The organism is Mycobacterium bohemicum DSM 44277, from assembly GCF_001053185.1.
Lineage (GTDB): Bacteria > Actinomycetota > Actinomycetes > Mycobacteriales > Mycobacteriaceae > Mycobacterium > Mycobacterium bohemicum.
Genome location: NZ_CSTD01000001.1, coordinates 467,361 through 494,087 on the forward strand (window position 1 = coordinate 467,361; position 26,727 = coordinate 494,087).

The window sequence follows — 26,727 nt, forward strand, 5'->3', positions numbered from 1 at the left end:
GCCCGATCGTCGGGAGTCAGCCGGTGAGGTCCTCGCGTTCGGCGTCGGCCATCAGTGCATCACGGGCGCGGGCGACGCGGGACCGGATGGTGCCCACCGGGCAGCCGCAGACCGCGGCGGCGTCGGCGTAGGGGAGGCCGAGCAATTGGGTGAGCAGGAGCGCTTCGCGCTGCTCGGTGGTGAGGTTGGCGATCATGGTCGTCACCTCGACCAGGTCTTCAAAGCCGCGAGAATGGCGGCCGCCCCGAACGGCCTGTTCGGGGTCGGCGCCGGTGGCGGTGCGCGGTCGCGACCGGACGTGTCGAATGTGGTCGGCGACCACCCGCCGGGCGATCGACAGCAACCACGTTCGCGCGCTGGATCGCCCGGAGAACCGCTCGATGGCGCCGATCGCGCGCAAGAAGGTTTCCTGGGTCAGGTCGTCGGCCGTGCCGGCGTCCGACAGATAGGTGACGAACCGCCACACGTCCTGCTGCGTGGCCCTGATGAACGCCTCGAGCGCACGCTCGTTGCCGCCCGCGGCCGCGAGGGCCAGCCGGGTAACGGCCTCGTCATCGCTCGACGCGGTCATGGCCAACCACCTTCGTTTCGCGGGCTCGGACAGTCTACGACGCAGCGTCGTAGAACTTACGGCAGGGTTGCCTGTCGACCGGTTGATGGGCCACAAATGACCGCGCCGCCGACCGGCGGGCGACGGCGCCGGGGCGCGGTCGAGTCGGGACACATCGGCGTCGCGCGAGGAATGCGTCCCCACGCGCTCGCGCGCCACGAGCAAGGCGAAGGCCAGTCCGAGCAATAGGGGCATGTGGCTGGCGATGCGCGCCGCGGTGACCTCGCCGTCGAGGGCATCGACGATCACGTAGCTCAACAGCGCCACCGTATACACCCCGGTGATGGCCGCGACGCCGATCGCGGTGACCGGCCAGACGCCCGCGGCGATCATCGCCAGGCCCAGCGCCAGTAGCCAGGCCGTCGACTCGTGCATCAGGTGCTGACCCGACATCGCCCCGTGCATGTGCGCCGACACCATGCCGAAGTCCATGCCGCCGATCTGGGCCGCCGCGATCGCGACCTGGAAAACGCCGACCGCGATCAGCCCCCAGCGCCGGTAGCGCGACCGCAGTGCGCGCATCCAGCGACCGCGCCGGCCGGCGGCGGCCGCGTCGACGCTCGCCAGGATCGTGTTCACCAGGTCGGGCGCCTGCCCGGGTTGGAGCGAGGCGAATCGGCGGGTCTGCACCGCCGCGCCGATCAGCCAGGCGCGGCAGCCGCGGCACGACTCCAGGTGGGCGTCGACCTGCTGGGCGAGCACCTCGGGACGCTCGCCGTCCAGTCGCGCAGAAAGCGCCTCCCGCGCAACGTCGCACCGCATCCCTGCATCGTTGCGCATCGCCGGTCGGTGCGCAAAGACACCGCACCCGCGGCGGCATTCACTGGTGGAGAAAATACCCTAGGGGGTATGGTATACATGTGGTCGAGGGATCGAGCCCGACCAGGCGATGCACTGGCAAATGCGAACCGGATGACCGTTGTCTCCGGGACGCACGGCCCTACTCGCCCCGGCGCGCGAGGGTGAGACAGCGCCAGGGGCACCGGGCCACGAGAGTGAAAGGAAACTTCGGTGTTGACCTTTCTCAAAAGGGCGTGGATACCGCTCGTCGTGGCGGTGGCCGTCGCGCTCGGCGGTGTCGCCGTGGACAAGCTGCGCGGCGCCTTCGGCTCCGAGGCGATCTTTTCGGCGACCGGTAGCAGCGCGAAGGCGCTGGACCCGTCGCACGTCAAGCGCGTGACCTACGAGGTGTACGGGCCGGGCAACACCACGGGAAGCGTGAGCTACCTGGGCAACAACGCCGAGCCGCAACAGGCGGACTTCGGGAGCCTCCCCTGGACCTACACGATCACGACGACGGTGCCGGCCGTGCTCGCCAACGTCGTCGCTCAGGGCGACAGCGACAGCCTCGGTTGCCGGATCACGGTCAACGGTGAAGTGAAGGACGAGCAAACCTCGGCGGGCTACCACGCCCAGACGTCATGCCTGGTGAAGGCCGCATGAACGCCCACGGCGCCGATAACGCGCCCCGGCCGAAGTTCATGCGGTTCGTCCACCGGTTCGCGTGGCCGATCATCATCGGGTGGCTGCTGCTGACGGTCGCCCTGAATGTGCTTGTGCCGCCGATCGAATCGGTCGCCCGCAATCATGCTGTGACGATGTCGCCCAAGGATGCGCCGGCAATGATCGCCGCTGAGCGCATCGGTGAGAAGTACCACGAATCGGACTCCGACAGCATCGCGATGGTCGTCCTTGAAAGCAAGAACGACCTCGGGGAGGAGGCGCACCGCTACTACGACGGGCTGGTGCGCAGGCTGCAGTCCGATCCCAAGCACGTTCAGCACGTGCAGAACGTCTGGGGAGACCTCCTGACGGCGGCGGGTGTGCAGAGCCGAGACGGCAAGGCCGCGTATGTCGAACTCAACCTGGCCGGCGACCAGGGCAGCACCCTGGGCAATGAATCCGTCAGGGCGATAAGGGAAATCGTCGACCGTTCGGCGCCCCCGAAGGACCTCAAGGTCTACGTCACCGGGCCGGCGCCGTTGACGACCGACATGAACGAGGCCGCCGACAAGAGCATGTTCACCATGATGGGCGTGACCGGCGTGGTCATCATGATCATGCTCTTCCTCGCCTATCGTTCGATCAGCACGGTCCTGCTCGTCCTGGTCATGGTCGGATTCGAGATGGGCACCGCCCGAGGACTTGTCGCGATGCTGGGCAATTACGACCTGCTCGGCTTCTCGACGTTCGTCGTCGCGATGTTGTCCTCACTGGCGATCGCGGCGGGAACCGACTACGCGATCTTCCTCATCGGCCGGTACCAGGAGGCCCGTCAGGCGGGGCAGGACCGGGAAGCCGCCTACTACAGCATGTTCCGGGGCACGTTCCACATCATCCTGGGCTCGGGCCTGACGATCGCCGGCGCCACGTTCTGCCTGCACCTGGCGCGACTGTCGTACTTCAAGGCGCTGGGCATCCCGTCGGCGCTGGGTCTGCTCGTCGTGGTCGCGGGCGCGCTGACCGCCGCGCCGGCCGTCGTCGCGGTGGCCACTCGCTTCGGCCTGCTTGACCCGAAACGGATGATCAAGACCCGGGGATGGCGGCGCATGGGCACCGCCACCGTCCGCTGGCCCGGCCCCATCTTCGTCACGTCGCTGTTGATCGCCCTCGTCGGGATCATGATCATGCCAAGCATGAAGCTGAGCTTCAACGACCGCTTCTACATCCCGCGCGACCTGCCGTCGAACGTCGGATACGAGGCCGCGGAGCGCCATTTCAGCGCCGCCACAATGAATCCCGACATCCTCATGATCGAGAGCGATCACGACATGCGGAACACCGGCGACATGATCATCCTGGACAAGCTCGCCAAGGACGTCTTCCGGTCGCCGGGAATCGCGATGGTGCAGAGCATCACCCGACCGCTCGGCGGGCCGATCGAGCACACCTCGATCCCGTTCCAGATCAGCGCGCAGTCGATCCCGATCCGGGAGAACCTGCAGTTCATGAGGGACCGCACGGGCGACATGCTGAAGATGAGCGACGATCTCGGCGCGATGATCGCCTCGATGGAACGCATGCAGGCGCTCGTCGGGCAGATGAGCGACAGGACCCACCACATGGTCGGGGACATGCACGACATGCAGGCCACGCTGGACGAGATGAGGGACCACCTGGCCGACTTCGACGACTTCGCCCGCCCGTTGCGCGGCTACTTGTATTGGGAGCAGCACTGTTTCGACATCCCGGTCTGTCAGGCGACGAAGTCGGTGTTCGAGGCGATCGACGGCGTGGACAAATTCAGCGAGAACATGAGCACCCTGATCAAGGACATGAACAACATCGACGCGATCATGCCCCAGATGGTCGCCGAGTTCCCGCCGATCATCGCCGTCGCCAGATCGATGCAGGCGACCCTGCTGACGATGCACAGCAGCTTCTCCGGCCTGGTGACGCAGATGGCCCAGATGACCGACACCGCGAGCGCGATGGGACAGGCCTTCGACGCCTCCAAGAGCGGCGACTACTTCTACCTCCCGCCGGAAGCCTTCCAAAACACCGACTTTCAGCACGGCCTGAAGCTATTCCTGTCGCCGGACGGCAAGGCCGCGCGCTTCATCATCACCCACGACGCGGACCCAGCGACGCCGGCGGGCATCTCCGCGGTCCAACCCGAACTGGCCGCCGCCCACGAGGCGGTCAAGGGCACGGCACTGACCGACGCCAAGTTCTACCTCGCCGGGACCGCGGCCATCTACCGCGACATCCAGTCGGGCTCGCAATACGACCTGCTGATCGTGGGGATCGCGGCCCTGACGCTGATCTTCGTGGTGATGGTGATCATCACCCGCGCGCTGGTGGCCTCGCTGGTGATCGTCGGCACCGTGCTGCTGTCGCTGGGCGCCGCGTTCGGGCTGTCCGTCCTTGTCTGGCAACACATTCTAGGGCTGGAGCTGAACTGGATCGCGCCGGTGTTCGGGCTGATCATCCTTCTCGCCGTCGGCTCCGACTACAACCTGCTGCTGGTGTCGCGGTTCCAGGAGGAACTCGGCGCGGGATTGAAGACAGGCATCATCCGGTCCATGGGCGAAACCGGCGGGGTCGTCACCTCGGCGGGGTTGGTCTTCGCCTTCACGATGATGTCCATGGCCGCAAGCGATTTGCGCTCGATCGGCCAGGCCGGCACGACCATCGGCCTAGGCCTGCTCTTCGACACGCTGGTCGTCCGCTCGTTCATGACGCCGTCGATCGCCGCGCTGCTCGGGCGTTGGTTCTGGTGGCCGCTGAAGGTGCGTCCGCGGCCGGCAATTCACGTGCCGAGGCGTGTTGGGCAGCGCCTTCTCGGAAGCCCGCCTCCTGTTGGTGGGGAGCCGAATGGCGGATGCGCCGACACCGCCGCGACCGTCCAGCGGCCCACCTATTCGGGCGTGGACTGACGAATCCGATCGGCACGCTTACGGGCATCGATCCCGACGGCTGACTGCGCCCTTCCTCGTCGCCGGCAACGTGCACAGCCATCCGCGATGCCGGTTACCCCAGGAATCCGATGCCGACCGCACGGTCGTGATCCTGGTCGTGATTCGAAACCGTGCGGGTAAATCCGGCCGTATCCGTCGAAGGGTATGAAATCACCCAGTTTCAAAGAGCTCTCGTTAGACCTCAGGCGGAATTCCGTACCTCGTCCCGGCTGCTATTGCCAATCAACCCGTTTCCTTGCGGCTGTCCAACCCGTACCTGATAATCCTCTGACGGGGACGGATCCGAAATGCTCTCAGGCCGACTACTGATCCGCGATCCTCGACCAGCAGTCGTTCGGAAGGGCCCACGCTTCAGATGAACCAGGACACCGGTGTCGTCTCCCGCCGCTACGAGATGTACCCGGAGCCCATCGAGGATCTTGAAGAATGGACGGATAGCAACTGGGAGTGGTTCGACCCGGTCCACGCCAACTCCACTTTGTGGCCGGATCGCGACTACAGACCGGACCTGGATATTTTGATCGCGGGATGCGGGGCCAACCAGGCCGCGGTTTTCGCCTACACCAACCGTAAAGCAAAAGTGGTGGCTGTCGACATCTGTCAGCCGGCACTCGACCATCTGCAGTATTTGAAGGACAAGTACGGGCTGTGGAACCTCGAGTTGCATCAGCTTGCGATAGAAGACTTGCCATCATTGAAGCTCGATTTCGACCTCATCGTGGCGACCGGAGTCATCCATCTCTTGGACGATCCGACGGCAGGGATGAAAGCGCTGAAGAGCTGCCTCCGACGAGATGGCGTTCTGGGTCTCATGCTCTATTCGAAGTACGGCCGCATGGGCGTTGAGATGCTGCAATCGGCTTTCCGTGACCTGGACATGGGCCAGGACGACTCGTCGGTCCAGGCGGTCAAAGAAGTGATCACCGCGCTTCCCACGGAACATCCGGTGCACAATTACTTCAAGATGGCACCCGTTTCGGCGCAGTCCGACGCAGCGCTCGCGGACACGTTTCTCCGTGGCCCCGAACGCAATTACAGCGTCAGCGAGTGCATCGACCTTGTCACCTCGGCCGGACTGGCATTCCAGGGTTGGTTCATCAAAGCGCCGTACTATCCGCACGACTGGTTCAGGCACGGGAGCCCGCTGTATCAGGCGACAAGCGCAATGCCCGAGGCCAAGCTCTGGTCCACGATAGAGCGTCTCCACGTAATGAACGCCTGTCATTTCTTCGTGGCATGCCGCTCGGACCGCCCCAAAAAGAGCTACACCATTGACTTCTCGACGCCCGGCTGCCTCGATTACATCCCGCAGATGCGCATGCGCTGCGGTGTCCAGGGCGAGGAGATTTTTCGTCCGAATTGGCGCATGAGGGTCACGCCGGCTCAAATGCACTTCGTGCAGCACATCGATGGCCGGCACACGATTCGGCAGATCGCCGATCGCGTGGCGAAGAGTGGAGAGTTGCCGGGAGCCACCCTGTCCGACCTCGAGGAGTTCGGGCGCAGGCTATTCGAGTCGCTGTGGCGCCTGGATTTCGCTGCGATGCTGTTGAGGAATGGCTCTTCGTCGTAGCTGGTCGATTCACCCCGGGTAGCGCCGTGGGGTAAACACCCTGTCCCCGGAATCATCTGTGTACCACTGGGTTTGCGAAGACCCGACGATCAGCAGACAGCGCATGTCGACGTCGGCGGGGTCGAGGTCGGCCAGGCGCACCACCCGGACGTCCTCCTGGGGCCCCGAGACCGAGCGGCCGATGACCACCGGCGTGCCGGGTTCGCGGTGGGCCAGCAGGATGTCGCGCATCGCGGCGACCTGCCAGGTACGCGACTTGGACGCCGGATTGTAAAGGGCCAGCACCATATCGGCGGCGGCCGCGGCCGCCAGGCGCGCCGAGATCACCTCCCAGGGCTTGAGCCGATCGGACAACGAGATCACCGCGTAGTCGTGGCCCAGCGGGGCGCCCACCCGGCTGGCGACCGCCTGCGCGGCGGTCATCGCCGGGATCACCCGGACCTGCACCCCCGGCCACTGCTTGGCCTCCTCCAGCACCGCGGTCGCCATCGCGAACACGCCGGGATCGCCCGAGGACACCACCGCGACGGCGTGCCCCTGCTCGGCCAGCGCGCAGGCCAGCCGGGCGCGGCCGGGTTCGTCGGCGTTGTCGCTGGGGTGGCGGCGCTGACCGGCGCGGGCGGGCACGCGGTCCAGGTAGCCGTGGTAACCGATCAGGTCGGTCGCGGCCGCCAGCTCCCGCAGGCTCTGCGGCGTCATCCACGCGCTGTCGCCGGGGCCCAGCCCGATCACCGCGACCGAGCCGGCCCGCGGTGCCGGAGGGGTGAGCCGCCGCCCACCCGGCAGCATGGCCAGCGAGAAGTACGGCACGCTGTTCTCGTCGACGTCGGCCGCGGGCAGGACGCGTTGCCCGGGCGTGCTCGCCCGCTCGACGTAGAAGGCGTCGTCAAGTTGTCCGGACGCCGACAGCGCCTCGCGCACAGCGTGATACGAGCGGCCCAACTTGAGCACGACTGCGGCGTCGGCATCGGCGAGCCGGCGGGTCAGCTCGGCGACCGGCAAGGTACCGGGCAGCACCGTCAGGACCTCGTCACCGGCCACCAGCGGGGTCGCGATCGCCGCCGAGGCGGCGCTCACCGACGTCACGCCCGGCACGATGACGGCGTCGAACCGCTGCGTCAGCCGCGTGTGCAGGTGCATGTAGGAGCTGTAGAACAGCGGATCACCCTCGGCGAGCAAGGCCACGTCGCGCCCGGCGTCGAGATGCCCGCCGATGCGCCGGGTGGCGTCGGAGTAGAAGTCCTCGAGCGCCCCGGGATATCCGCCGGGATGGTCGGTGCCCTCGGTGGTCACCGGGTAGACCAGGTGCTCCTCGATCTGGCCGGGCCGCAGGTAGGGCTCGGCGATCCCGCGGGCGATGCTGCGCCCGTGCCGGGCGCTGTGATAGGCCACCACGTCGGCCTCGCCGATCACCCGGGCGGCCTTGACGGTCACCAGCTCCGGGTCACCCGGCCCCAGGCCGACACCCCAGAGCGTGCCCCGGGGGGTCATTCCTCGCTCATTCGGCGTCGCTCGCGATCGCGTTGACGGCGGCGGCGGCCATGGCGCTGCCCCCGCGCCGGCCCCGCACCACCAGGTAGGACATCCCGCGCGGACGCTCGATGAGCTCCTGCTTCGACTGTGCGGACCCGACGAATCCGACCGGCCCGCCCAGCACCGCGGCCGGCGGAGCGACCCCCTCGTCGATCAGCTCGAGCAGCCGGAACAGCGCGGTGGGCGCGTTGCCGATCGCCAGGACCGCGCCGGAACACCGGGGCGCCGCCGCGCAGCGCGGCCGCGGCCCGCGCGACGACGTCGTCGGTGTACGCGACGTGCTCGGCGACGTCGACCTGGCCGCAGGTGTGGATGATCCGGACCACGACCCGCGCGACGTCGTCGGGGAAACGCGTCAGATCGGCCTCGGCGCGAATGGCCGCGAACGACTGCCGGTAGATCTCGGCCGCGTCCCGGATGTAGTCGAGCACCCGCTCACCCTAGAACGTTGCGGAGTGGGACCTCAGCGGTCGGTACCCGCTGCCCGTGGCGAGCAGCACCTCACCGGCCAGCGGGCTGCCGCACGCGCGGTCGCAGCCCACGAAGTGACGATGCGCTCCGGGCACTCCGGAACCCGCATCGAGCGCCGCCGCGGCGTCCGCGCGGACGTCGGCGATCGACCGCGCGCATCCCGGGCTGCCGGTGCAGGCGCTGACGTTCAGCCAGGCGGAGTTCTCGTCGAACACCAGGCCCAACGGCGCCAGCACCCGCAGCGCGGTATCGGCCACCTCTTCGCTGAGATCGCAGACCAGGACCGACCGCCACGGCGTGATGACCAGCGGGGCCTCGATCGCGGCCAGGAATTCGGCCACCCGCGCGGACAGCACCCCCAGCGGCAGCGCGCCGCCCAGCGTGACGCGGCCGTCCCGTTGCTCGATCCAGCCCACCGGCGGCCGGGTGACCGCGGGGAAGGGCTTCGCGGCTACGTCCGCGCCGGGCAGCACGCCGCCGATGTCGTCCAATTCTGCTATGCGCCAGGCCGTTTCGCGGATCTCAAGAAAGCGCTTCGCCACGCCGACCAGCGTCTCGACCACCTCGCCCGCGCCCAGCCGGACACCGGTGTCGCGCCCCGCCAGCAGCAGCGCGCAGCCGTCGTCGAGCACGTGGGCACCGACGTCGGCGCGCAGGCCGGACACGTCGCCGCGGCCGTCGTCGAGGCTGAACCAGAACCGCCCGCCCAGCTCGGCGAGCTCGGGGTCGGAGCAGATCGCCGCGTCCAGCCCGCCGACCCACGGCCGCACGTCGCCGCGGCCGCCGCTGCGCCCCGACAGCGGCGACGCGACGATGTTGCGCACCCGTTCGTGCGTCGCCGACGGCAACAACCCGGCACCTGCGAGCGTCCCGGCCACCGCCGCCACGTCGGTGATGCCGCGCACCTGGACGTTGCCGCGGGCGGTCAGCTCCAGCGTCCCGGAACCGAAGTCGGCCGAAACGCGGGCCAGCGTCGCCAGCTGCGCGGCCGTGATCATGCCCCCGGGCAGCCGGACCCGGGCCAGGGCGCCGTCGGCGGCCTGGTGCACCTGCAGCGCGCCCGGGCAGGCGTCGGTGTCGCGGGCTCTGGCCACCCGTCCACGGTACGGCCCCGGCGCGTCCGAACGTGGTCGCCACGGGAATCCGGCGATCCCTCGGGATTGGGCCGCCGCGGCCCGGGGCACCCTCGTGCCCGTGGAAACCATGGAGTATTCGCCGGGCAGGTTGGCCGACGTCTTCGGCGACGCGGGTCGGCCCACGGTCCTGCTGTGGCACGGCATGCAGACCAACGCGCGCGCCGCGGTGCGCCCGCTGGCGGGCATGATCGCCGGCCATGGCCTGGCCGTGGTGGCCCCGGACTGGAACTCCCACGCCGAGGACGGCGGGCGCGCCGACCTGCTGGGCTCGCTGGACTTCGCCCGCGGTCGCGCCGACGGCCTGGTGCTCGTCGGATGGTCGTTGGGGGGAGTCGCCGCGGCCGGGCTGACGATCGAGCGCTCCGATGTCGGGCTCAGGCACACGGTGTGCCTGGCCGGAGCTTTCATGGCCCCCGATCCCCTCTCGGGACGGCCGGTCGCCGAGGGGCTGTCGGCCGAGCGCGTCGGCGCGCCGTTCACCCTGCTGCACGGCCTGCGCGACGACGTGGTGCCGGTGGCGTCCAGCCACGGGTTCGCCGCCGGCCTTCGCGACATCGGCTGGCCGGTCGACGTCGTCGAACTCGACGCCGATCACGGATCGATCGCCGGGGCCGACTACGACGCGGTCGCGGACCGCTACGTGCCGGGAACCAGCGGGGCCGCGCTCGCGGTGGCCGGCGAGGTCGCCGCCCGGATCGCGGCGACGCTGCTGTACGAATGAGGGGTGGCCGAGCCGACCGTACTGCTGCTCTCGACGTCCGACACGGACCTGATCAGCGCCCGCTCCAGCGGCAAGAACTACCGGTGGGCCAACCCGTCGCGGATCGCCGACGAGGAGCTGCCAGACCTGCTCGCCGGCGCCGAGATCGTGGTGGTGCGGATCCTGGGCGGCTACCGTGCCTGGCAGCGCGGCATCGACGCGGTGCTGGCCAGTGGGATCCCGGCGGTGCTCGTCAGCGGCGAGCAGGCCGCCGACGCCGAATTGACCGGCCTCTCAACGGCGGCCGCGGGCATCGCCGTGCAGACCCACATCTATCTCGCGCACGGCGGCGTGGAGAACCTGCGTCAGCTGCACGCCTTCCTCTCGGACACCGTGCTGATGACGGGCTTCGGTTTCGCGCCGCCCGAGGTGACGCCGACCTGGGGCGAGCTTGCGCGACCGGCCGCCGCGAACGCCGGCGGCCCGACGATCGCCGTGCTGTACTACCGCGCGCAGCAGCTCGCCGGCAACACCGCCTACATCGAATCGCTGTGCCGGGCCGTCGAAGACGCCGGCGGGCGACCGCTGCCCGTCTACTGCGCGTCGCTGCGCACCGCCGAACCCGAACTGCTGCAACGGCTTCGGGCGGCCGACGCCATGGTGGTCACCGTGCTGGCCGCCGGCGGGCTCAAGCCGGCGTCGGCCACGGCCGGCGGCGACGACGACAGCTGGAACGTCGAACATCTCGCGGCCCTGGACGTTCCGATCCTGCAGGGCCTGTGCCTGACCAGCCCCCGCGCGCAGTGGATCGACAACGATGACGGGCTCAGCCCGCTCGACGTGGCCACCCAGGTGGCCGTGCCGGAGTTCGACGGGCGCATCATCACGGTTCCGTTCTCGTTCAAGGAGATCGACGACGACGGGCTCATCTCCTACGTCGCCGACCCGGAACGCTGTGCGCGCGTCGCGGGCCTGGCCATCCGGCACGCCCGCCTGCGGCACGTCGCGCCGGCCGACAAGCGGGTGGCCCTGGTGTTCTCGGCCTACCCCACCAAGCACGCCCGCATCGGCAACGCCGTGGGCCTGGACACGCCCGCCAGCGCGGTCGCGCTGCTGCGGGCGATGCGCGACCACGGATATCGGGTCGGCGAGGTGCCCGGTGTCGAATCCGGTGACGGCGACGCGCTGATCCACGCCCTGATCGAACGCGGCGGGCAGGACCCCGAGTGGCTCACCGAGGGGCAGCTGGCCGGCAACCCGATCCGGTTGCGCGCCAAGGACTATCGCGACTGGTTCGCCACCCTGCCCGCCGAGCTGACCGACGCCGTGACCCGGCACTGGGGGCCGCCGCCGGGGGAGGTGTTCGTCGACCGCGCGGGTGACCCCGACGGCGAAATCGTGATCGCGGCAATGCAAGCGGGCAACCTGGTGCTGATGGTGCAGCCGCCGCGCGGGTTCGGCGAGAACCCCGTCGCCATCTACCACGACCCCGACCTGCCGCCCAGCCACCACTACCTGGCCGCCTACCACTGGCTGGACGCCGGGTTTCGAGCCGACGCGGTGGTGCACCTGGGCAAGCACGGCAACCTGGAATGGCTGCCGGGCAAGACGTTGGGCATGTCGGCCGCCTGCGGCTCGGACGCCGCGCTGGGCAACATGCCGTTGATCTACCCGTTCCTGGTCAACGACCCCGGCGAGGGTACCCAGGCCAAGCGGCGCGCGCACGCGGTGCTCGTCGACCACCTCATCCCGCCGATGGCCCGCGCCGAAACCTACGGCGACATCGCCCGGTTGGAGCAACTGCTCGACGAGCATGCCAGCGTCGCCGCGCTGGATCCCGGCAAGCTGCCCGCCATCCGCCAGCAGATCTGGACGCTGATCCGGGCCGCGAAGATGGATCACGACCTGGGGCTCACCGAACGCCCGGAGGAGGACTCCTTCGACGACATGCTGCTGCACGTCGACGGCTGGCTGTGTGAGATCAAGGACGTCCAGATCCGCGACGGCCTGCACATCCTGGGCCAAAAGCCCACGGGCGCGGCCGAACTCGACCTCGTGCTGGCCATTTTGCGGGCCCGCCAACTGTTCGGCGGCGAGCAGGCGCTCCCGGGCCTGCGCGAGGCGCTGGGGCTGGCGGAGGACGGCACGGACGAACGGTCGTCGGTCGACGAGGCCGAGGCCGCGGCCCGCGAGCTGATCGCCGCGCTGCAGGCCACCGGCTGGGACCCCGACGCCGCCGAGCGGCTCACCGACAACCCGGAGGTGGCGCGAGTCCTGCGGTTCGCCGCCACCGAGGTGGTGCCCAGGCTCGCCGGCACCGACGCGGAAATCGAACAGGTGCTGCGCGCGCTGGACGGGCACTTCATCCCGGCCGGACCGTCGGGCTCGCCGCTGCGCGGCCTGGTCAACGTGCTGCCGACGGGCCGCAACTTCTACTCCGTGGACCCCAAGGCGGTGCCGTCCCGGCTGGCCTGGGAAGCCGGTGTGGCGCTGGCGGATTCGCTGCTGGACCGCTACCGCGGCGACCACGGGCGCTGGCCGCAATCGGTGGGGCTGTCGGTGTGGGGCACCTCGGCGATGCGCACCTCCGGCGACGACATCGCCGAAGTGCTTGCGCTGCTGGGCGTTCGGCCTGTCTGGGACGACGCGTCGCGCCGCGTCGTCGGCCTCACCGCGATCCCGCTGCCCGAGTTGGGCCGTCCGCGCATCGACGTCACCGTGCGGATCTCCGGGTTCTTCCGCGACGCGTTCCCGCATGTCGTCACCATGCTCGACGACGCCGTGCGCCTGGTCGCCGCCCTGGACGAGGCCGCCGACGACAACTACGTGCGCGCGCACGCCCAGGCCGACCTCGCTCAGCACGGCGATGAAAGGCGTTCCACCACACGGATCTTCGGTTCCAAGCCCGGTACCTACGGCGCCGGGCTGCTGCAGCTGATCGACAGCCGCAACTGGCGCGACGACGCCGACCTGGCGCAGGTGTACACCGCGTGGGGCGGGTTCGCCTATGGCCGCGACCTGGACGGCCGCGAGGCCGTCGACGACATGAACCGCCAGTACCGGCGCATCGTGGTGGCCGCCAAGAACACCGACACCCGCGAACACGACATCGCCGACTCCGACGACTACTTCCAATACCACGGCGGCATGGTGGCCACCGTGCGCGCGCTGACGGGGCAGGCGCCGGCCGCCTACATCGGCGACAACACCAGGCCCGACGCGATCCGCACCCGCACGCTGTCGGAGGAGACCGCGCGGGTGTTTCGGGCCCGCGTGGTCAACCCGCGCTGGATGGCCGCGATGCGCCGGCACGGCTACAAGGGCGCGTTCGAGATGGCGGCCACGGTCGACTATCTGTTCGGCTACGACGCGACCGCCGGGGTGATGGCCGACTGGATGTACGAACAACTGACCGAGCGCTACGTGCTGGACACCGAGAACCGCAAGTTCATGGCGGAGTCCAACCCGTGGGCGCTGCACGGCATGGCCGAACGGCTGCTGGAGGCGGCCGGACGCGGGATGTGGGCGCAGCCGGAGCCCGAGACCCTGGACGCGCTGCGCGACGCGCTGCTGGAAACCGAGGGCGACCTCGAGGGCTAGTTTCCCTCGCGAGCAGACGCAGAATCGCATTACAGCGACCTTTCGGGTGCGATTGTGCGTCTGCTCGCCGGGGCTAGATGAAGTCCGAGCCGCCGTCCACGTTCACCGTCGCGCCGGTGACGTAGCCATTTCGCCGCGACGCCAGGTAGGCGGTGATGGATGCGACCTCCTCGGGGAGCCCGGCGCGGCCGAGGTCGCAGGGTTGGTGAAAGTTGTTGTCGATCCAGGTCATGACGTCGACGGGATTCGTGGCATCGAGGCCGTCGGCGGCCAGAAGGTCCTTCAGTACTTCGGTGAAGCTGGCGGTGACGATGGTCCCCGGGCACACGCAGTTGACGAGGATCCCGTCCCCGGCAAGGCTTTTCGAAAGGTTCTTGGTCACGCTGGCCAGCGCCGCCTTGGACGCCGTGTAGGCCACGATGCGCGGGTTCTGCCGTTGAATGGAGTGTGCGGCAAATGTGACGATGCGCGCCCAGTCCGCGGAGCGCAGCAACGGCAGGGCGGCGCGGATCGACCGCACCGCCGACATGGTGCCGAGGGAGAACGCCTCCGCCCATTGCGCGTCGTCCATCTGTTCGAAATAGCCGTCGCCCGGCCCGATCGTGTGGACCAAGCTGTTGATTCGCCCCCAGCGGCCCGCAACCTGGGCGAAGCCATCGGCGATGGAGTCGGCATCGCCCATGTCCACGCTGATCCCCACGGCGTCCGGGGCGCCCGCCTCCCGCAGCGACACGACGGCGGCGTCGAGTGCCGTTCGGCCCCTGGCCATCACCGCCACGCTGGCGCCCTCGGCCGCCAGTGTTTGGGCGATGGCCAGACCCATCCCCTTGCTGCCGCCCGTAACCACGGCCGTCGATCCGGCGAAGCCCAAGTCCATCTGTTCTCCTTGTTTTTGGTGTGTGGTCGCTCAAAGCGTCTGTTGGGCAATGACTTCTCCGCTCACCCCGAGCCCCCCCAGGCAGAAGCGCAGCGCGCGCCGGCGCACTACGTCGCGGTCGCATCCGCCGGTCGTCCATTGCCGCTCGATGCCCGCCCACACCACCGCGTGGATGGCTTGCGCGTCGGTCACCGGGTCGATGTCATGGAACACGCCTTGCTGCAGGCCGCGCTGCAGAGCCTGGCTCAGCGGCCTGAGCAATTGCGCGTACGCGGGCATGACGAGGCTGGGGGAGACGAACAGCTGGGATTGGGCCTCCAGTGACAGCAGGCGCAGATCGGACTTGACCCCGGTATCGAACGCCAAGTCGAGCCGCCCATCGATCCACGCCGCAACCGCGTCGACTTCCGTAGCGGCATAAGACATCCGGCGCCGCAGTCGGCGTTCCTCCCTTCGCGCCATCTCCAGGAACAGGGCGCCGACCAGGTCGTCCTTCGATCCGAAATGCCGGTAGAACGCGCGGGTGCCCAACGAGGCCCGCTCGAGAACCGAGGCGATGGTCAGACCTTGAACTCCCTGCTCCCGCAGGATCGTTGACGCGACGGCCAGGATGTCGCGGCGAACGTTCGGGTCGGGACTCAGCTTGTCGCGCTGACGCGTGCGGGGAGCATTCATGGGCGTGCCATCTGATCTCACATGGTCGCGTCGTAGGTGGCCAGATAGTCCGCGAAGCGCTCGCGTACGCCGTGCGGCGTCAGGCCGTAGTCGGCCAGGTCGTAATCGTGCGCGCCGCGGGCACCTGGCGGGTGGTCTTCGGACCACCGCCGCACCGCCTGCAGCGTGGCGTCGGAGAAGGTCAAGCCCAACGCCTCGTAGCCGGCGTGCAGGGTGCGTACCGGATCGTTCTGCAGGTCGGCGAAAGAGACGTCGGCGAATCGATCATCGCCCACGCGGTTGCGGAAATCCATCGCCCGCCGCACGGCTTCCACCCAGCTTTCGACCTGCTCTCTGCCGAGTTCGACGGCGTCGTCGCGGTCGCTGCTCCAGCTGCGCACGTATCGGATGAGGCTGCATACCGAGCCCATGACCTTCGCCGGATCGCGGTGGCTCCAGAGGAATTTCGCGTTCGGATATGCCTCGACGAGCGCGTCGAGGGCGAACATGTGCACGGGGGTCTTGAGGTGCCACAGGACCGGTGGGCAGTGCCATTGCAAGAGCTTGAGCACCCGCCGGTGGTACGTGTAAGTCTCGCGCATGTCGCAGTCCATCAGCCAGGCCAGGTATCCGGGTGCCCGGACGGCGCCGTCGAAGTGGAAGGTGCGAAAGCTCATTCCCATCAGGTCCTGGCATTCCGTCGGTGCCGTCGGCTCGGAGTTGTACAGCTTCTTCATCAGCGGAAACATGTCGTCGAGCATCTTCAGGCCCGCCTCGGCCTGCGCGATCCGCGGGTCGCTGTGCTGGGTGGCGGCCTCCGGCGGCGGGGTCGGTGCCTGGGACTCCCACATTCGCAGTGAGCGGAATTGGGGATCGGCGGCCACCAGTTGGCTCAGGGCGGTGGTCCCGGTGCGCGGTAGCCCGATCACGAAGACGGGGCCCCCGACCACCTGGTCGCCGATCTCGGGATGCGCGGCGTAGGTGTCTTCGATCTTGAGGCGTTGGATGAGGGCGTTGCTGATGGTGGCGTGCTGGATGACCCGGCCCATGTCGTTGAGTTCGGCCTCGGTGTTGAGCGCTTCGACGATGCGTTCGAGTCCCTCGCGGTAGTAGGGCGAGCCGAAGTCCTCGAGACCGGTTGCGGCGCGGGCGCCCTCCTCCAATTCGTCAGCGTCGAACATCACCGTCCGAACCTTTCGCGCACGGCGCGGCGGCGTGCCGCGAGGATGGTTGCCCGCTCTTCGATGCCGACCCTGGTCGTTTCCGCGGGCAATTCCGAATCGATCTCGGCGAACGGCACGACCCGCGTCGTAGGTATCGGCGCCGTTTCGGTGCGCACGCACCGCAGGATGATCGGGCCGTTGCTGTGGCCGGCGGTGTCGAGCCAGTTCGCCACCCCCGGGTCGGCGGCGCACAGCACCACGCGCACCACGCCGTCGGGGTCCACCGCGGCCTGATGGGCGTTCAGGCTGGATTGATGCCGGCCGTAATGGATGGTCTCCCACCATGGGTTGCCGATCGAGAAGCTCCAGTAAAGTCCCTGTGGCGGTTCGACTTCGACGATGAGCGCCTCGTCGGGTCCCAGCTCCCACCGGCCGATCACCGGCCGGTTCTCCGCGGCCGCCCCGATGTCGGTGCGGTCGATGGGCGGCAGGAACCCGTTCGGTGGTGCCGCGGCGCCGAACTGGAGGAAGAAAGCCAGGTTGTCCACGATGAAGTCCCCGAGCGCCACCAGCTGCCTGGTCGCCGCCACGTCCGGCCGGACCGACGGACCCGTGGACGTCGACGCGCCACCGAGCCGCTCGATGTGCAGCGACGACGCCACCTCGGTGTCCCAGTCGTAAAAGAAGTGCCGCACAGTCAATGTCGGGTGCTCGCCCTCGATGGGCATCCAGTTTCCCGGTCGCCGGTCGGCCGAAAGCACCACCTCGAAGTTGCCGGATGCATCGGCCTGCAGCTCGTCGACCAGTTCGTTGGCCGTTGCCGCGATGCCATTCATCGTCTGCAGCCCGACGTAGCGCGCGGTCCCGCGATTGCCGAACAATCGATAACATTCCCCGCCGCGGAGCACGGCCCGCGTGTAGAGGCCGTCCGGGCACTCCATGCCCCACGTGACGACGTCGTCGGTGCTGGTGCGCTGGACGGACAGCACGGGATCGGGGTCGAAGCGCAAGACCTCGTCGATGCCCGCGGCGAGCAGCACCAACAGGTGGCGCATACCCGCGGCGAGGTCGAGGCGATTTCGGTTTGCCGGATCGGATTGCACCGCTTCCCCCGCGTCGCGAAGCCGCCCCGCCAGGTGTGACCATGCGGTTGCCGGGTCGCCGTCGTCGGTCTGCCCGGACAGCGCCGCCTCGGCAATCGAGTGCGGCAACCACGCCGGCGGGATCTTCGGATCGCTCACGCGTGCCCGCCTCCTTCGGTGCCACAGGACCCCTTAACCGAAAATAATATTTCCGTTTAAGGTCTGCTGACTATCGCAGCTGACGTACGCGAAAGTCAACGTCGAGCGGTAGGTTGGCACCCGTGACCCCCTCTTTTGACGACCTGGCCAAGTCGCAATACCTCCTGTTGACCACCTTCACCAAGGACGGCCGTCCCAAGCCGACCCCGATCTGGGCGGCCGCCAACGGGGACCGGCTGCTGGTCATCACCGGGGCCGACTCGTGGAAGGTCAAGCGGATCCGCAACACGCCGCGCATCACGCTGGCCACCTGCACCATGCGCGGCCAGGCGACCAGCGAGGCCGTCGAGGGCACCGCGGTGGTCCTCGACGCATCGCAGACCCCGGCCGTCTACGACGCGATCGGCAAGCGGTACGGCCTCGTCGGCAAGCTGTTCAACTTCGTCAGCAAGTTGCGCGGCGGCGCGCACAACAACGTCGGCCTCGAACTCAGGACGGTCTCCGCCTGACCGTGGGCACGGTCCTGATCCCCATCCCGGATCGCGACTTCGATCCGACCGAGGTCGCGGTGAGCTGGCGCGTCCTGACCCGCAGCGGTCACCGCGTGGTCTTCGCCACCGAGAGCGGTGGGCCCGGGGTCGCCGACGACATCATGGTGACCGGCCGAGGGCTCGATGTCTGGTCCGTGCTGCCGGTGCTGGGCGCGGTCCCGCTGATCGGCCTGGCGCTGCGTGCCAACAAGGACGGGCGGCGCGCCTACCGGGAAATGGTGGCGTCAAACGAGTTTCGGCACCCCATCACGTGGGCCGAAGCCGGCCCGGACGGCGTCGACGCGCTGCTGCTGCCCGGTGGGCACCGGGCGCGGGGAATGCGCAGCTACATCGACAGCGACGCGCTGCACCGCCTCGTGGTGGACGCCTTCGCCCGCGGGATCCTGGTGGCCGCGATCTGCCACGGCGTGCTGCTCGCCGCCCGCAGCATCGACCCCGCGACCGGGCGCTCGGTGCTGCACGGCCGCAAGACCACGGCGCTGACCTGGGCCATGGAAGGCCTGGCGTGGCGGCTCACCCGCATCACCCGGTTCTGGGACCGCGACTACTACCGCACGTATACCGAGGAGCCCGGCCGGCCCGCCGGCTACATGTCCGTGCAGTCGGAAGTGACTCGCGCCCTTGAGAATCCGGATGATTTCCGCGACGTCGTGCGCGGCTCGCCGGACTGGCGACGCAAGTCGTCGGGGATGGCGCGCGACACCGCGACCGATTCGCGGCCGGCGTTCGTCGTCGACGACGGCAACTACGTGTCGGCGCGGTGGCCGGGCGACACGCACACGTTCGCGTCCGTCGTCGCGCAAAAGCTGGGCCCGCTGCCGGACCCCGGGTGACCGGCGCCAAATCTCACTGCTGCGACGTGGCGCCGTAGCGCCGCCACCACTTGTACAGGTCGCCCAGGTCCGCCCCGCCGTTGACGGTGGCGAGGAGCAGTTGCGCGTCGCGGGTCCAGGCGATGTTGGCCCGGTCGTCGACCATGCCGCACACGATCTTGCCGCCGATCTGACCGCCCTTTGCGTCCAGCGTCCAGGTTCCCGGTCCCGACGGGCCCTGGCCGGGGCAGGGCGACTGCACCATGTCCCCGGCGGTGTCCTGAAAGTCTCCGGTCAGCGCGTCGAGGTCTTCATAGAGGGTGAACCGGGCGTAGGTCGGGTCGTCGGAGCCGGAGTTCTGCGTGCAATCCAGGCTGGCGACGGCGTCTTCGAACGGATCCGCGGCCCGCGCGCACGCCGCGACGCTGTACCCCGGGGGCAGCAACCCGACGATCTTTTGCTCGGCGGGGCTGAAGGCGGCCGCCGACGCCGGCTGCGCGGCCGAGCCCCGAGGGTCCGGCGCGGAATCGTCGCGGTCGACCAGTGCGATGCGGCCCACGCCGATCAGGACGGCCAGGACGACGACGCCCGCGACGACGTCGAACCACCGGGCGCGTCGAGTCGCCGAGCGGCCCATCGTCGCCTCCTCCGCAGACGGATCCCGGTCCCGAAACCGGCGCGAAGAATCCTAACCCGCAGCGTCGGGGGCCAGGTGCTCTCCGAAGAACGCGAAGACGCGGCTCCAGGCGTCCTCGGTGGCGTCCCGGTCGTAGCCGAAGCCGGCGATCCGAATCAACGGCTGGGCGGGAAGTTCGTTGGCGAAGCTGTGCCCGACGCCGGGGTAGACCTTGATGTCGGCGGTGATGTTCTTGCGCGCGGTCACCTCCCGCAGCCGCTCGGGCGCGCCCTTGCCCAGGGGGTCACTGCCGCCGAAGCTGGCCACGATGGGGCACGCCCCGTCCAGGGTTTCGCCGAGGTTGCGGGGCAGGGGAGTGCCGTAGAAGGGCGCCGAGGCCGCGAACCCCTTCGGGGACATGACCAGAGCGAACTGGCCGCCCATGCAGAACCCGGCGATGCCGACGCGCCCCGAGCACTCCGGCATGGCCAGCAGGTGCGCGCGGGCGGCCAGGATGTCGTCGAGGGCGCGGCCACGCTGCGTCATCAACTCCCGCATGACCCGGCTGATGCACCGGATGCGGCCGCCGCGCGAGTACATGTCCGGGGTGAGCGCCAGATAGCCGGCCCGGGCGATGCGGTCGTTGGTCGACTGCTTGTCGCGGCCGTAGCCGAACGCGTCGTGGATCACCACCACGCCCGGCCACGGGCCGCCGCCCGCCGGGGTGCTCAATAGCGCATCGATGGGCCCGTCGGGGGTGCTGATCTGAATCGTGGTCATAGCGTCATCTAACTGCAGCCGAGAAGTCCCCCACACGGGGAACTGCGGCCCCGCCCGCGGACGTTGGCGTGTCATGGTGTCGCGGCTGTTGTTGATCTATGCCGTCGTCGAACTGGCGGCGGTCTTCGCCCTGGTGTCGACGGTCGGTTGGGGCTGGACTCTGCTGGTGCTGCTGGCCACGTCCCTGCTCGGCTGGGGCCTGCTGGCGCCGATGGCCGGTTCGCACCTCATCCAGCGGATCGGGCAGCTGCGGTCCGGCCTGACCGAGCGGCGTGTGGCGGGCGACAGCGCGATGATCACGCTGGCCATGGCCCTGGTCATGGTTCCCGGTCTGGTGACCACCGCGCTGGGGCTGTTGCTGCTGGTGCCGCCGATCCGGTCGGTCGCCGGCCCCGGACTGGCCGCAGTCGCGGTGCGCGGGCTGCGCAGACGGGTTCCGCTGGTCAGCTACGCGACCGCGTTCGCGACGGCGTCGGCCCGCGGCTATTCCGGCGACCCCGGCCCGCGCGGTGACTACATCGACGGCGAGGTCATCGACGTGCACGACGTCGACCCGCCGGCCCTGCCCCATCGGGGGGCCGGGCGCGTCTGACCCGTATGGTCTCGGAGCCCCGGCCGCTCGCGAGGCTTGCACCAGGCACACGCGCCCCGGCGTGTCGTGTGCGTGGTGTCAGTGTCGCGGTCTAGCCGGGAGAGTTTTGCGGACAACCCACCCAACAACGCGGCGTTCACCCTTTCTCGTATACACATCAAGATGTGTAAAAGAGGCAGGCCTCCTGCTGTGCGCCAGCTTCCCGCCGCTGAACTGGTGGTGGGCCGCGTTCGCCGCGGCCGCCCTGCTCGCCTGGGTGCTCACCCGCCCGGCGACCACCCCCGCGGGCGGTCTGGGCTACGGATTCCTGTTCGGCCTCGCCTTCTACCTGCCGCTGTTGCCGTGGATCAGCAACCTGGTCGGTGCCATACCGTGGCTGGCGCTGGCGGCCGTGTGCGCGCTGTTCCCCGGGCTGTTCGGCCTGGCCGCCGTGGTGACGCGGCGGCTGCCCGGCTGGCCGATCTGGTTCGCCGTGCTGTGGGCCGCGCAGGAATGGCTGAAGTCGATCGGCCCGTTCGGCGGTTTCCCGTGGGGCTCGGTCGCGTTCGGCCAGGCCCAGGGCCCACTGCTGCCGTTGGTCCAGCTCGGCGGGGTGGCCCTGCTGTCGGCCGCGGTCATGCTGGTCGGTTTCAGCGCGACCGCCATCGCCCTGGAGATCGTCACCTGGTGGAAAGCCGGCCTCCGGGGCGCGGGCGCCACCGGTACCCAGCCGCCCGCGGTGTTGCTGCCGGGCCTGTCGATCTGCATGGTGCTGCTGGCCGCGATCGTCGTGTGGCCGCAGGTGCGCCACGCCGGGATGGGCGCCGGGGGCGAGCCCTCGGTGACGGTCGCCGCCGTGCAGGGCAACGTGCCGCGGCTGGGGCTCGACTTCAACGCCCAGCGCCGGGCCGTGCTGGACAACCACGTCCGCGAGACGCTGCAACTGGCCGAGGACGTGCGGGCGGGGGCCGCGCCGCAACCGCAGTTCGTGATCTGGCCGGAGGACTCGTCGGACATCGATCCGTTCGTCAATGCCGACGCCGGGCAGCAGATCTCCCAGGCCGCCGCGGCGATCGGCGCGCCGATCCTCATCGGGACCGTCCTCGACGTCCCGGGGCGCCCCCGGCAGGCGCCCGAGTACACCAACACCGTCATCGTGTGGAATCCGGTCACCGGGCCGGCCGACCGCCACGACAAGGAAATCGTGCAGCCCTTCGGGGAGTACCTGCCGATGCCCTGGCTCTTCAAGCACCTGTCCGGCTACGCGGACCGGGCCGGCCACATGGTGCCCCGCGGCGGCAGCGGCGTGGTGCACATCGCCGGGGTCCCGCTGGGGGTGACCACCTGCTGGGAGGTCCTGTTCGACCGCGCGCCCCGCAAGGCGGTCCTCAACGGAGCCCAGCTGCTCGCGGTACCCGCCAACAACGCCACCTTCAACCAGGCGATGAGCGCCCAGCAGCTGGCGTTCGCCAAGGTCAGGGCCGTCGAACACGACCGATACGTCATCGTCGCCGGCACGACCGGCATCAGCGCGGTCATCGCCCCCGACGGGGCCGACCTGGTGCGCACCGAGTTCTTCCAGCCCGCCTACCTGGACATCCAGGTGCGGCTCAAGACCAAGCTGACGCCGGCGACCCGCTGGGGGCCGATCGTGCAGTGGGTCCTGGTCGCGGCGGCCGGAGCGGTCATCCTGGCCGGGATACGGCACAATGGGTGGTTCCCTCGCCCGGTGCGTCCGGGGCCCGGGCCCCGGGACGGGTCCGGAGACGCCGGTGAACCCCGTGCGAAGGCGTCGCAGGACACGGCCGCCGGCGAGGGCGGGTTGGCCACAGCGCAGGAGCGTCCGCCGGACGACGGCACGGAGTCGACGGACGACATCCCGCCCGGCCAGGACGGCCAACCCGAACTCGGGCAACCAAAAGGAGCTACATGACCACCGGCAAGCCGGCGCCCAGGGTCCCGGGCGACGTTTCCAGCCCGCCCAGCCAGCGGACACTGGTGATCATCCCGACCTACAACGAGCGGGAGAACCTGCCGGTGATCCACCGGCGGCTCAAGGACGCGTGCCCGCAGGTGCATCTGCTCATCGTCGATGACAGCAGCCCCGACGGCACCGGGGAGCTCGCCGACGAGCTGGCGGCGGCCGACCCCGGCCGCACGCACGTCATGCACCGCACCGCCAAAGACGGGCTGGGGGCGGCCTACCTGGCCGGGTTCGCCTGGGGCCTGGCCCGGGATTACTCCGTGCTCGTCGAGATGGACGCGGACGGCAGTCACGCCCCCGAACAGCTCCATCTCCTCCTCGGCGCGGTCGACCAGGGAGCCGATCTGGCCATCGGCTCGCGATACGTCGAGGGCGGCGCGGTGCGGAATTGGCCGTGGCGGCGCTGGGCCCTGTCCTGGACGGCCAACACCTATGCCCGCCTGGCCCTCGGCATCGGCGTGCACGACATCACCGCCGGCTACCGCGCCTACCGCCGCGAGGTCCTCGAGGCGATAGGCCTCGACGGTGTGGACTCCAAGGGTTACTGCTTCCAGATCGACCTGACGTGGCGCACGGTCTGCAACGGGTTCAGCATCGCCGAGGTGCCGATCACTTTCACCGAGCGCGAACTCGGGGTGTCCAAGATGAGCGGTTCCAACATCCGCGAGGCGCTGGTGAAGGTCACCCGGTGGGGCGTGCAGGGTCGGCTCGACCACGGCAACACCGCCCGGGCGCACGACCACGCCTGAGGTGGTCGCTGCGCGGCTATCCGCGGCGGCGTGACCGGATGATCTCCAGGCGCTCCTTGAGCAGCTCGTCGAGTTCCTCGACAGAGCGCCGCTCCAGCAGCATGTCCCAGTGCGTGCGCGGCGGCTTCACCTTCTTCGGCTCGGGCAGGTCACCCTCGATCAGGGTGCCCTCCATGCCGTTGCGGCACAGCCAGGTGCCGGGGATTTCGGCGTCGTCGGCGAAGGGAACCTCGAATTCCTCGCCGTTGTCCGTGCGGTAGCGGGCGATCTGGCGCGGCGCCAGGTCGTGGTTGCGGTCCGTCTCGTAGCTCACGGCTCCAAGGCGACTGCCTCTCAAGACGCGATCAGCCATGTGTGCTACTCCTCTGGGTTCTGCGTGTTCTTCCGGTGGGCGCGATGATGTCCGTGTGGCAAACGTCATGCCGGCCTGCTTAGTTCCCGGGCGGGCATGCCGGATGCGCGACGCGACCCTCAATGATACCGGGATCGCGGACGCTGCCCGACTAAAGTCGGCAGGCGTGACCCGCCGCGCCCGCCCCCAACCGTGCCGTTGGTGCGGTCGGGACGTGTCCGACGCCGGGATGGGCCGTCGCCGGCAGTACTGTCGCCAGTCGTGCCGTCAGCGGGCCTACGAGCAGCGCGCCTCGCTGACCCGCGCGGGGGCGGCCGACCTGCCGGCGGACGCCGTGGTGCTGTCGGCCGACGACGCCGCCGACCTGTCTGACCGCATCTATCAGGTGCGATGCGCCGCCGAGGACGTCGCGACGGCCGTGGAGGAGGGCGCCGGGGCGTCCGAAATTCGGGAATTGTGCGACGTGCTGATCCACGCCGCGAGGGCCGCCGACGGCTGGCGTCGCGCCGGCGTCTGATCGGATCGTTCGCCACCCGGGCACGGGCATGCGCATGAGCATCGCCCATCGATATCCGGGTACAGTCGCGCCATGGGCGATGGGCCGGGTGTACCCAGGTGGGCGGGAATTCCGTGCGCGCCGCGTGCGTCGGGAGCGCACCGTCGGATCGATCACCATCAGGCGTTCCGCACGCCCAGGACGATCCGCCGGCCGGTTCTTCTCTAGGCAGCCGGGGGCATCGAACGTTTTGAAATCGCGCCGGAGTTGGCCATACTCGCCAGCGGAATTCTTGGGCCGGAGGGCAGCACGACGCTCCCCGACAGGGCCCCCGGAAAGGCCCCCGAAAAGGCCCCCGAAAAGGCGAAGACTTCGCTTCGTGCAGCAAATTCCGTGACTCTGCGGCGCCGTCCCTTCGGCGCGCAGACGGCCAACGTTAGGCGAGGGTTAGGCGAGGGTAGTGATGGTTGATCAACTCCAGCATGCGACCGAGGCGCTGCGCAAAGCGCTGGTCCAGGTGGATCGCCTGAAGCGCACCAACCGTGCGCTGCTGGAGCGGGCGAACGAGCCCATCGCCATCGTCGGAATGTCCTGCCGCTTCCCGGGCGGCGTCGACTCCCCTGAGGGCCTGTGGCAGATGGTCGCCGACGGCCGCGACGTGATCTCGGATTTTCCCACCGACCGCGGATGGGACGTGGCGGGGCTGTTCGACCCCGACCCCGACGCGCGGCACAAGACGTACGCGCGCACCGGCGGCTTCGTGGACGGTGTCGCCGATTTCGACGCGGCGTTCTTCGGCATCGCGCCGAGTGAGGCCCTGGCCATGGACCCCCAGCACCGGATGCTGCTGGAGCTGTCGTGGGAGGCGCTGGAGCGGGCCGGGATCGACCCCACCCGCCTGCGCGGCAGCGCGACGGGGGTGTTCGCCGGGCTCATCGTCCAGGGCTACGGGATGCTGGCCGAGGAAATCGAGGGCTACCGGCTGACCGGCATGACGTCCAGCGTGGCGTCGGGGCGGGTGTCGTATGTGCTGGGGCTGGAGGGCCCGGCGGTGTCGGTGGACACCGCGTGTTCGTCGTCGCTGGTGGCGCTGCACATGGCGGTGCAGTCGCTGCGCTCTGGCGAGTGCGACCTGGCGCTGGCCGGCGGCGCGACCGTCAACGCCACCCCGACGGTGTTCGTGGAGTTCAGCCGGCACCGCGGGCTCGCGCCCGACGGCCGGTGCAAGGCGTACGCGGGGGCCGCCGACGGCGTCGGCTGGTCCGAGGGCGGCGCGATGTTGGTGGTGGAGCGGCTCTCGGACGCGCAGCGGTTGGGGCATCCGGTGTTCGCGGTGGTGCGCGGCACCGCGGTCAACCAGGACGGCGCGTCCAACGGCCTGACCGCGCCAGGCTGCCCAAACGTTACGGGTTCCTCGAATTCGCCCGCCGCCGATCCGGCGACAAGCCCGCCCCCCTGCTGGCGCAGCTGCGCGCTCAGATCGACGGCCGGTTCTGGCTGCACCTGGGCGAAGGCTGGCGGTTCTTCGCCCCCGAGAACTACATCACCCGCCTGACCGCAGTGCTCGACGCCGAACCACAGGTGTTTCAGGTCGGCATCAACTTCACCGACGCAGCCAAACTCACCGGCGCCACCGCAGCAGAGGAAACCGTGCGCCGAGCACCCAACGCCGGCCGCTACCTACTCACCGACGTAATAGCCACCGGCCCAGCGATGTTCGACACCACACGCCTAGACCAAGCCCACGGCGCGCGACACCGCGACCCCGATCCACCCGCCGAACCCGGGCCGCGCACCGCCACCCTCGACGAAGTCCTCTGCATCTCAAGCCAGTACC

General features: G+C 69.4%; 19 protein-coding genes and 5 pseudogenes. 12 read left to right on the top strand and 12 right to left on the bottom strand.

Features of this window, described 5'->3' with window-relative positions; translation table 11 throughout:
* Window positions 1-16: 16 nt before the first annotated feature.
* Both sigC and BN971_RS25525 read right to left on the bottom strand, forming a co-directional pair.
* Window positions 17-571 carry an RNA polymerase sigma factor SigC gene (gene sigC / locus BN971_RS25520; RefSeq protein ID WP_245836751.1) on the bottom strand — a complete coding sequence of 185 codons (555 nt, stop codon included), beginning with the start codon at window positions 569-571 and terminating at the stop codon, window positions 17-19.
* 180 nt (window positions 572-751) lie between these two features.
* Window positions 752-1,390 (bottom strand): annotated as a pseudogene (locus BN971_RS25525) (DUF2275 domain-containing protein); the annotation flags it as partial.
* Between the two features lie 231 nt (window positions 1,391-1,621).
* Between BN971_RS25525 and BN971_RS02340 the strand changes: the two are divergent.
* The 3 genes from BN971_RS02340 (at window position 1,622) to BN971_RS02350 (ending at window position 6,604) form a co-directional block, all read left to right on the top strand.
* Window positions 1,622-2,053: an MmpS family transport accessory protein gene (locus BN971_RS02340; protein WP_085180965.1), complete on the top strand. Its 432-nt coding sequence runs from the start codon at window positions 1,622-1,624 to the stop codon at window positions 2,051-2,053.
* Entirely contained in the window at window positions 2,050-4,989 is a 2,940-nt protein-coding gene (locus tag BN971_RS02345) for an MMPL/RND family transporter (protein ID WP_245836726.1), read from the top strand. The genes BN971_RS02340 and BN971_RS02345 overlap by 4 nt, the downstream gene beginning before the upstream one ends.
* A 397-nt stretch (window positions 4,990-5,386) precedes the next feature.
* Complete coding sequence (locus tag BN971_RS02350; protein ID WP_085180966.1) at window positions 5,387-6,604, top strand: class I SAM-dependent methyltransferase; 1,218 nt, start codon at window positions 5,387-5,389, stop codon at window positions 6,602-6,604.
* 9 nt (window positions 6,605-6,613) lie between these two features.
* On the opposite strand, the gene BN971_RS02355 is transcribed toward BN971_RS02350, so the two are convergent.
* From BN971_RS02355 to cobG, 3 genes and pseudogenes are all read right to left on the bottom strand, one after another.
* Complete coding sequence (locus BN971_RS02355; protein WP_085180967.1) at window positions 6,614-8,095, bottom strand: precorrin-2 C(20)-methyltransferase; 1,482 nt, start codon at window positions 8,093-8,095, stop codon at window positions 6,614-6,616.
* 7 nt (window positions 8,096-8,102) lie between these two features.
* A pseudogene (locus tag BN971_RS02360) lies at window positions 8,103-8,568 on the bottom strand (precorrin-8X methylmutase).
* Window positions 8,569-8,577: 9 nt separating this feature from the next.
* A complete protein-coding gene (cobG, locus tag BN971_RS02365) occupies window positions 8,578-9,702 on the bottom strand; it encodes a precorrin-3B synthase (RefSeq protein WP_085180969.1) in 1,125 nt (374 codons plus the stop codon).
* Window positions 9,703-9,802: 100 nt separating this feature from the next.
* On the opposite strand from cobG, the gene BN971_RS02370 reads away from it, so the two are divergent.
* Together BN971_RS02370 and cobN are read left to right on the top strand one after the other, a co-directional pair.
* Window positions 9,803-10,465 (top strand): alpha/beta hydrolase family protein, encoded by a 663-nt coding sequence (locus BN971_RS02370; protein ID WP_085180970.1) that lies wholly within the window; start codon window positions 9,803-9,805, stop codon window positions 10,463-10,465.
* 3 nt (window positions 10,466-10,468) lie between these two features.
* On the top strand, window positions 10,469-14,044 hold the full coding sequence (gene cobN, locus BN971_RS02375; protein ID WP_085180971.1) for a cobaltochelatase subunit CobN: 3,576 nt from the start codon (window positions 10,469-10,471) through the stop codon (window positions 14,042-14,044).
* Between the two features lie 73 nt (window positions 14,045-14,117).
* Here cobN and BN971_RS02380 read toward each other — a convergent pair whose 3' ends face one another.
* Genes BN971_RS02380 through BN971_RS02395 form a run of 4 tightly spaced genes read right to left on the bottom strand, consistent with a single transcriptional unit; the run spans window position 14,118 to window position 17,979 of the window.
* Window positions 14,118-14,921, bottom strand: coding sequence for an SDR family NAD(P)-dependent oxidoreductase (locus BN971_RS02380; RefSeq protein WP_085180972.1), 804 nt, complete (start codon window positions 14,919-14,921; stop codon window positions 14,118-14,120).
* A 30-nt stretch (window positions 14,922-14,951) separates the two neighbouring features.
* Entirely contained in the window at window positions 14,952-15,596 is a 645-nt protein-coding gene (locus BN971_RS02385; protein ID WP_085180973.1) for a TetR/AcrR family transcriptional regulator, read from the bottom strand.
* A 17-nt stretch (window positions 15,597-15,613) separates the two neighbouring features.
* Complete coding sequence (locus BN971_RS02390) at window positions 15,614-16,759, bottom strand: sulfotransferase family protein (protein WP_085180974.1); 1,146 nt, start codon at window positions 16,757-16,759, stop codon at window positions 15,614-15,616.
* The gene (locus tag BN971_RS02395; RefSeq protein WP_085180975.1) at window positions 16,756-17,979 is read right to left on the bottom strand and encodes a DUF1214 domain-containing protein; all 1,224 of its coding nucleotides are present in this window, start codon (window positions 17,977-17,979) and stop codon (window positions 16,756-16,758) included. Before BN971_RS02395 ends, BN971_RS02390 begins: the two co-directional genes overlap by 4 nt.
* A gap of 122 nt (window positions 17,980-18,101) precedes the next feature.
* Here BN971_RS02395 and BN971_RS02400 point away from each other — a divergent pair, with 122 nt between their 5' ends.
* Complete coding sequence (locus BN971_RS02400) at window positions 18,102-18,488, top strand: PPOX class F420-dependent oxidoreductase (RefSeq protein WP_085180976.1); 387 nt, start codon at window positions 18,102-18,104, stop codon at window positions 18,486-18,488.
* Between the two features lie 2 nt (window positions 18,489-18,490).
* Window positions 18,491-19,363, top strand: coding sequence for a type 1 glutamine amidotransferase domain-containing protein (locus BN971_RS02405; RefSeq protein WP_085180977.1), 873 nt, complete (start codon window positions 18,491-18,493; stop codon window positions 19,361-19,363).
* 13 nt (window positions 19,364-19,376) lie between these two features.
* On the opposite strand, the gene BN971_RS02410 is transcribed toward BN971_RS02405, so the two are convergent.
* Window positions 19,377-19,979 carry a hypothetical protein gene (locus BN971_RS02410; protein ID WP_085180978.1) on the bottom strand — a complete coding sequence of 201 codons (603 nt, stop codon included), beginning with the start codon at window positions 19,977-19,979 and terminating at the stop codon, window positions 19,377-19,379.
* Window positions 19,980-20,030: 51 nt separating this feature from the next.
* Entirely contained in the window at window positions 20,031-20,738 is a 708-nt protein-coding gene (locus tag BN971_RS02415) for a dienelactone hydrolase family protein (protein WP_085180979.1), read from the bottom strand.
* 73 nt (window positions 20,739-20,811) lie between these two features.
* Between BN971_RS02415 and BN971_RS02420 the strand changes: the two genes are divergently transcribed.
* Together BN971_RS02420 and lnt are read left to right on the top strand one after the other, a co-directional pair.
* Window positions 20,812-21,330, top strand: a complete 519-nt coding sequence (locus tag BN971_RS02420; RefSeq protein WP_085180980.1) for an FxsA family protein — start codon at window positions 20,812-20,814, stop codon at window positions 21,328-21,330.
* Between the two features lie 184 nt (window positions 21,331-21,514).
* Window positions 21,515-24,042: pseudogene (gene lnt / locus BN971_RS02425) on the top strand (apolipoprotein N-acyltransferase).
* A gap of 16 nt (window positions 24,043-24,058) precedes the next feature.
* Here lnt and rbpA read toward each other — a convergent pair.
* Entirely contained in the window at window positions 24,059-24,394 is a 336-nt protein-coding gene (gene rbpA, locus BN971_RS02435) for an RNA polymerase-binding protein RbpA (RefSeq protein ID WP_085180983.1), read from the bottom strand.
* 166 nt (window positions 24,395-24,560) lie between these two features.
* Between rbpA and BN971_RS25260 the strand changes: the two genes are divergently transcribed.
* The 3 genes and pseudogenes from BN971_RS25260 to BN971_RS24890 form a co-directional block, all read left to right on the top strand.
* Entirely contained in the window at window positions 24,561-24,911 is a 351-nt protein-coding gene (locus BN971_RS25260; protein ID WP_211279806.1) for a hypothetical protein, read from the top strand.
* Between the two features lie 442 nt (window positions 24,912-25,353).
* A pseudogene (locus BN971_RS24410) lies at window positions 25,354-26,292 on the top strand (beta-ketoacyl synthase N-terminal-like domain-containing protein); the annotation flags it as partial.
* Window positions 26,293-26,450: 158 nt separating this feature from the next.
* Window positions 26,451-26,727, top strand: a pseudogene (locus BN971_RS24890) (glycosyltransferase); the annotation flags it as partial.

Coding starts and splice junctions, on each gene's coding strand:
- sigC (WP_245836751.1), bottom strand. CDS start 571: ATGACCGCGTCGAGCGATGACGAGGCCGTTACCCGGCTGGCCCTCGCG.
- BN971_RS02345 (WP_245836726.1), top strand. CDS start 2,050: ATGAACGCCCACGGCGCCGATAACGCGCCCCGGCCGAAGTTCATGCGG.
- BN971_RS02350 (WP_085180966.1), top strand. CDS start 5,387: ATGAACCAGGACACCGGTGTCGTCTCCCGCCGCTACGAGATGTACCCG.
- BN971_RS02355 (WP_085180967.1), bottom strand. CDS start 8,095: ATGACCCCCCGGGGCACGCTCTGGGGTGTCGGCCTGGGGCCGGGTGAC.
- BN971_RS02380 (WP_085180972.1), bottom strand. CDS start 14,921: ATGGACTTGGGCTTCGCCGGATCGACGGCCGTGGTTACGGGCGGCAGC.
- BN971_RS02385 (WP_085180973.1), bottom strand. CDS start 15,596: ATGAATGCTCCCCGCACGCGTCAGCGCGACAAGCTGAGTCCCGACCCG.
- BN971_RS02410 (WP_085180978.1), bottom strand. CDS start 19,979: ATGGGCCGCTCGGCGACTCGACGCGCCCGGTGGTTCGACGTCGTCGCG.
- BN971_RS02415 (WP_085180979.1), bottom strand. CDS start 20,738: ATGACCACGATTCAGATCAGCACCCCCGACGGGCCCATCGATGCGCTA.
- BN971_RS02420 (WP_085180980.1), top strand. CDS start 20,812: ATGGTGTCGCGGCTGTTGTTGATCTATGCCGTCGTCGAACTGGCGGCG.
- rbpA (WP_085180983.1), bottom strand. CDS start 24,394: ATGGCTGATCGCGTCTTGAGAGGCAGTCGCCTTGGAGCCGTGAGCTAC.